The organism is Streptomyces sp. SID9727 (assembly GCF_010550605.1).
Lineage (GTDB): Bacteria > Actinomycetota > Actinomycetes > Streptomycetales > Streptomycetaceae > Streptomyces.
In genome coordinates, this window is sequence record NZ_JAAGNI010000175.1 from 1 (window position 1) to 5,753 (window position 5,753).

Below are 5,753 nucleotides of genomic sequence, written 5' to 3' on the forward strand. Positions count from 1 at the left end.
CGCCGCGTCCGGGCGCCGGGTCGAAGGTGGCGGCGCAGCCCTCGACGGTGCCGAGGACGCGGGCGCCCCGGGCGTGCGCGGCGTCGCCGTCCTCCGCGACGAGCAGGGCGCCGCCCTCCCCCACGACGTGTCCCGAGGCGTCGGCGGAGAACGGGAGGTAGGCGCCGGCCGGGTCGCGCCGGGTGCTCAGGCCCCCGGCGGCGAGGTGGGCGGTGAAGCCCCACGGGCACACCGTCGCGTCGAAGCCTCCGGTGAGGACGGCCCGGCCGCCCTTGCGCAGCTGGCGCCGGGCCTGGGCCATCGCGTCGAGGCCGCCCGCCTGCTCGGAGACGACGACACCGCTGGGGCCGCGCAGGCCGTGCCGGATGGAGATCTGCCCGGAGTTGGCGGCGTAGAACCAGGCGAACGACTGGAAGGCGCCCACGTACCGGCTGCCCTTGCTCCACAGCTCCTGGAGCTCGCGCTGGCCGAACTCGAAGCCGCCCGCGCCGTTGGCGGTGACGACGCCCATGCCGTACTCGGGCAGGGCCGCCGGGTCGATGTCCGCATCGGTGATGGCCTCGGCCGCCGCCGCGAGGGCGAGCCGGGTCACCCGGTCGGTCTGCGGCAGCAGCTTGGAGGGCACGTGCGCCGCGTCCTCGAAGCCGGTGACCTCGCCGGCGAGGACGGCCGGGTAGCCCGAGGCGTCGAACCGGGTGACGGGGCCGATGGCGCGGTGACCGCGCAGGACCGCCGACCACCAGGTCTCGGTGCCGACGCCGCCGGGTGCGGCGATGCCGATGCCGGTGACGGCCGCGGTCGCGGTCGCGGTGCGGACGGGTGCGGGGGCGGTCATCGGCGCGCCTCCGTCCGGGGTGCGGTGAGCACCATCGCGCTCTGGAACCCGCCGAATCCGCTGCCGACGCTGAGGACGGTGTCGGTGCGCTGCTCGCGGGCGACGAGCGGTACGTAGTCGAGGTCGCAGCCCGGGTCGGGCTCGTGCAGATTGGCGGTGGGCGGCACCGTGTCGTGCTCGATGGCCAGCGCGCACGCGGCGATCTCCAGGGAGCCGATCGCGCCGAGCGAGTGCCCGATCATCGACTTGATGGAGCTGACGGGCACCCGGTAGGCGTGCTCGCCGAGGCTCGCCTTGAACGCGGCCGTCTCGTGCTTGTCGTTCTGCTTCGTCCCCGAGCCGTGCGCGTTGACGTAGTCCACCGCGGTCGGATCGAGCCGCGCCTCGTCCAGCGCGGTCCGGACGGCCTCGGCCATCTCCCGCCCGTCCAGGCGCAGTCCGGTCATGTGGTACGCGTTCGAGCGGCTGGCGAACCCCGCGATTTCGGCGTACACGTGCGCCCCTCTGCGCACCGCGTGCGTGTACTCCTCCAGGACGAGCACGGCGCTGCCCTCGCCGAGGACGAAGCCGCCCCGGGTCCGGTCGAAGGGGCGCGAGGCGGTCTCCGGCTCGTCGTTGCGCGCGGAGGTGGCGCGGATCGCGTCGAAGGAGGCCAGGGTGATCGGGGTGATCGGCGCCTCGGACGCGCCGGCCAGCATCACGTCGGCGCTGCCCTCCCGGATGAGCTCCGCGGCGTGCCCGAGCGAGTCCAGTCCCGAGGTGCACCCGGTGGAGACGACGGCGACGGGGCCGAGCGCCCCCGCGTCCCGGGCGACCTCGGCGGCCACGGAGCTCGGCACCAGGTAGTCCCCGAGCCGTTCCTCCGCGCGGGCCGGGTCCAGCAGCCAGCGCTCGCCGCCCTCGCTGACGTGCGCGTACACCTCGTCGAGCCCGCTGCTGCAGCCGACCGCGGTGCCCAGGGAGACGCCGGTACGCTCGCCCCCGGCCGCCAGGTCGAGGCCGCTGTCGGCGACGGCCTCGCGGGCGGCGGTGAGCGCGAACTGCGCGACCCGGTCCAGGCGGTGGGCCTCCCCGGCGTCGAAGCCGTGGTGCGCGGGGTCGAAGTCGGCCTCGGCGGCGATCCGGGAGCGGAACGACGTGGCGTCGAAGCGGGTGATGCGGCGGGTGGCCGTACGGCCCTCCGTCAGCAGCGCCCAGAACGCGGCGGTGCCGGTGCCGCCCGGGGCGACCACCCCGATACCGGTGATGACGACCCGCCTCATCGGACACCCGCCGGCTGCGGCGCGAGACGGCGCACCACGCGTGCGGCGCGCCCCACCAGCCGGGGCAGCTCGTGGCCCCGCAGGAAGAAGTGGTCGCCGGGCACGGTGCGGACGGCGAAGGGGCCGGTGGTCCAGGCGCGCCACTGCGCCATCGCCCCGGGCTGTGCCAGCGGGTCGTCGGCACCGGCCACCGCGAGGACGGGGACCGCGAGCGGCGAGGCCGGCGAGGGTTCACGGGCGGCTGTCCGCAGCTCGTGGGCGAGGACGAGGTCGTCGCGGAGCACCGGCAGCACGGCCTGGTGCCATATGTCGCCGGGCCGGGCGCGCATGGGCAGGGCGTTGGCCTCGCCCAACAGGCGCAGCAGTTCCTCGTCGCCCGCCCGGCACTGGTCGGCCAGGGCGGACAGCTCGTCGGGCGGGGGGCAGGCGCCGACGACGACCAGCGCGGGGCCCGGCAGCCCCGCCTCGTGCAGGGCCCGGGTGACGCTGTACGCGACGAGGGCGCCGAGGCTGTGCCCGTACAGGATGTACGGTGCTTCGCCGCCCTCTCCGGTGAAGCGCGGCAGCTGGTCGGCGAGCAGGTCCGCGGGGCGGGTGAGGCGGGGCTCGGAGCGCCGGCGTTCGCGGCCGGGCAGCAGGTGCGGCACGGTCTCGACGCCGGGGCCGAGGCGCGGGCCCCAGCCGTAGAAGGCGGAGACGCCCGCTCCGGCGTGCGCGAAGCAGTGGAGCCGTACGGGCCGTTCGTCGGACATGGGCCGTCCTCTCACGTAGGAGTCCGGGCCCTCGGCCTGGGCCCTCCCCGACCGCAGCCTGGCAACTCCCACTCGAACGGTGCTGGACCAGGGCTCAGGCCGCGTACAGATCGAACGTGGACAGTCCGCGCGGACCGCTGAGCACGTCGAGCGCGGGGTCGACGGTGAGCATCGCCCGGTGCAACCGCTGCATCTGCGGCGACGGCTCGACGCCCAGTTCCTCCACGAGGCGCAGCCTCAGCCTGCGGTAGACGTCGAGGGCGGTGGCCTGCCGGCCCGACCGGTAGAGGGCGACCATCGCCTGCGAGTGCAGCCCCTCGTGCTGGGGGTGACGCATGACCAGGTCGGTGAGCTCGGCCAGGACCTCGGTGTGCCGGCCGCAGCGCAGATCCGCGTCGATGCGCCGCTCGACGGTGACCAGACGCGACTCCTCCAGCCGCATCACCTCGATGTCGAGGACGGGGCCCAGCCGTACGTCGACCAGCGCGGAGCCCTGCCACATGGCGAGCGCCTCGCCGAACAGCGCGGACGCCCGGGCGTCCTCGCCCCGGTCGAAGGCGCCGCGCCCGGCCGTCACCAGCTCCTCGTAACGGTGCACGTCGACGGCGTCCTGCGGGACCTGGAGCAGGTAGCCGCCGTGCCGGGTGGCCAGGACCTCCTTGGCGGCGCCGGGGGTGTCGGGCCCCATGGCGGTGCCGAGCCGGCGGCGCAACTGGAGGATGTAGGTCTGCAGGGTGGTCATGGCGCTCTGCGGCGAGTTGCTGCCCCAGATCTCTTCCATGAGGGTGGGTACGGGCACGACGCGGCCCGGGTGGAAGGCGAGCAGCGCGAGGAGCTGTCGCGGCTTGCCCGCGGTGGGCACGATCGACATCCCGTTGACCTCGGCGCTCAACGGACCCAGAACCTGTATTCGCACGGTGGCCTCCCCAAGGACCGGCCAGGGTGGGCCCGGCCGTGATCGCGTGCGCCGGCGCCTTCGCCCCCGTGGCCGAAAGCCGTCGGCGCCAGGCACGCTAGCCCCGCGCGGACCGGGCGCCTCGTTCTCTCGTTCAGCGTTCGAGCAGCTTTCCAACCTGGGCTTGCGCCCGGATTGCGGCCCGCGGAGCGCCGCCTCAAGAACACGCAGACGACGGCTGGAGGGGTGCTCGGGCGGTCTCCCCCGGCCACCGGCCGGTCGTTACCGTCCATGCCGTGACCGGATTCCGAGGGAGAGCCACCCGATGAGCGTCCTCGCCACTCCGCGCCCGAAGGCGGCGCGGTCCGCCGCCGCGCACAGCCCCGTCGAATTCCGGCTGCTGGGTCCGGTCATGGTCCACGACGCCACCGGAGGCGCGGTCATCGTCCCGGCCGGTTCCAAGCAGCGGGCGCTGCTCGCCGCGTTCGTCACGCACGCCGGGGTGCTGCTCGACGTGGACCGGCTGGCGGCGGAGCTGTGGGACGGGGCGCCACCCGGCAACGCGGCGAACGCCCTTCAGGCCCATGTGGCCCGGCTCCGGCGGTTGCTGCCCTCGCCCGGGGAGTACGGCCATGTGTGGATCAGCACCCTGCCGACGGGCTATCTGCTCGACCTGGGCGGCGCCTCCACCGACGTCCAGCGCTTCACCCGGCGCTCGGCCGAGGGGCGGGCGGCCGTCGCCACCGACCCGGCACGGGCGGCGCAGATCCTGCGCGGCGCCCTGGAGCTGTGGCGCGGCCCGGCGCTCCAGGACTGCCGCAGGGGACCGGTGTGCGCGGCGGAGGCCGACCGGCTGGACGAGATGCGGCTCACCACGCTGGAGGCCCTGTACGAGGCGAACCTGCGCTGCGAGCGGCACGGCGAGTGCATCGGCGACCTGGAACGGCTGACCGCCGACCACCCGCTGCGCGAGCGCTTCTACGACCTGCTCATGGTGGCCCTGTACCGCAGCGGCCGCCAGGCCGAGGCCCTCGGCGTGTACGAGCGGGCCCGGCGCCGCCTGGTCGCCGCCCTCGGCATCGAACCGGGCCCGGCGCTGCGCGGCCGTCTGGAGTCGGTGCTCACCCACTCCCCCGGCCTGTGCGCGCCCGTGGCCCCCGGCGTCCTGGACGAGCTGGACCGGTTGCGCCGCCGGGTGGACGAGCTGGGCCGGCAGCAGCTGGAACTGTCCCGCCGGCTGAACGCGGCGGCCGGCGCTCAGGCGGTGGCGAGGTGAGCGGCGAGTGCGGTCAGGTCCGGATGGTCGTGGAGGACGACGGCGCGCTCCCGTAGTCCGTACAGCCGGTTGACCGCCGTCATGAACTCCGCGCCCGCCCGCGCGTCGACGCCCAGATCGCTGAACGGGGTGCACGGGTCCAGGTCCCACGGATCACAGGCCAGGACCTGCGCCAGCTCCTCGCGCAGCTCGTCGGCCGACGGCAGCGGACGGCACGGCGGCGCGGCCGGGGCGGTGACGGGCGGGGCCGCCGCGCACCGCGTCTCCCGCGCCACATACACGGCGAACGCTTCGAGGCTGGGGTGGTCCAGGACGGCCGCGCCCTTAATGGCGGTGCCGAAGCGGGCGTTGACGGTCGCCACGAACTCCGTGCCGAGCAGCGAGTCCAGGCCGATCTCCGGGAACGGCTGCCAGGGGTGCAGGGTGCACGCCTCGCGTCCGGTGACGTCGGCCAGCAGGCCGAGCAGCGTGGCCAGGACATCGGCGGGAGCGGCCGAGCCGTCCTGCGGTGGGCGAAGCGCGGGACGTTCCGCGAAGAGGCGCCGGGCCGGCGCGGTGGGGGCGGAGGGCATGTCACGCGGCCCGCACGGCTTCGGCGCGGGGCCGTGGCGGCGTGGTGCGGTAGCGGCCGGTCCGCCCGGGGCCCACGAGCACCGGCAGCAGCAGCCGCCACAGGGACCCGCCGTCCTCCGGCCGCGCCCCGGCTCCGGCGGACCGGTCCGTACCGGGCGGC

At 75.5% G+C, this 5,753-nt stretch carries 6 protein-coding genes; 1 reads left to right on the plus strand and 5 read right to left on the minus strand.

Annotated features, from left to right (window positions below; translation table 11 throughout):
- The 4 genes from G3I41_RS11910 to G3I41_RS11925 form a co-directional block, all read right to left on the minus strand.
- Positions 1–835 (minus strand): beta-ketoacyl synthase N-terminal-like domain-containing protein (locus G3I41_RS11910; protein WP_164400176.1); only part of this gene is annotated, 835 nt, incomplete at its 3' end.
- On the minus strand, positions 832–2,097 hold the full coding sequence (locus tag G3I41_RS11915; RefSeq protein WP_164400177.1) for a beta-ketoacyl-[acyl-carrier-protein] synthase family protein: 1,266 nt from the start codon (positions 2,095–2,097) through the stop codon (positions 832–834). The genes G3I41_RS11910 and G3I41_RS11915, both read right to left, overlap by 4 nt.
- Positions 2,094–2,849 (minus strand): thioesterase, encoded by a 756-nt coding sequence (locus G3I41_RS11920; protein ID WP_164400178.1) that lies wholly within the window; start codon positions 2,847–2,849, stop codon positions 2,094–2,096. Before G3I41_RS11920 ends, G3I41_RS11915 begins: the two co-directional genes overlap by 4 nt.
- A 94-nt stretch (positions 2,850–2,943) precedes the next feature.
- A complete protein-coding gene (locus G3I41_RS11925; protein WP_164400179.1) occupies positions 2,944–3,765 on the minus strand; it encodes an AfsR/SARP family transcriptional regulator in 822 nt (273 codons plus the stop codon).
- 304 nt (positions 3,766–4,069) lie between these two features.
- On the opposite strand from G3I41_RS11925, the gene G3I41_RS11930 reads away from it, so the two are divergent.
- Positions 4,070–5,020, plus strand: a complete 951-nt coding sequence (locus tag G3I41_RS11930) for an AfsR/SARP family transcriptional regulator (protein ID WP_164400180.1) — start codon at positions 4,070–4,072, stop codon at positions 5,018–5,020.
- Here G3I41_RS11930 and G3I41_RS11935 read toward each other — a convergent pair.
- Positions 5,002–5,592, minus strand: coding sequence for an acyl carrier protein (locus G3I41_RS11935; RefSeq protein WP_239081592.1), 591 nt, complete (start codon positions 5,590–5,592; stop codon positions 5,002–5,004). The two genes, G3I41_RS11930 and G3I41_RS11935, sit on opposite strands and share 19 nt — an antisense overlap.
- Positions 5,593–5,753: the final 161 nt, after the last annotated feature.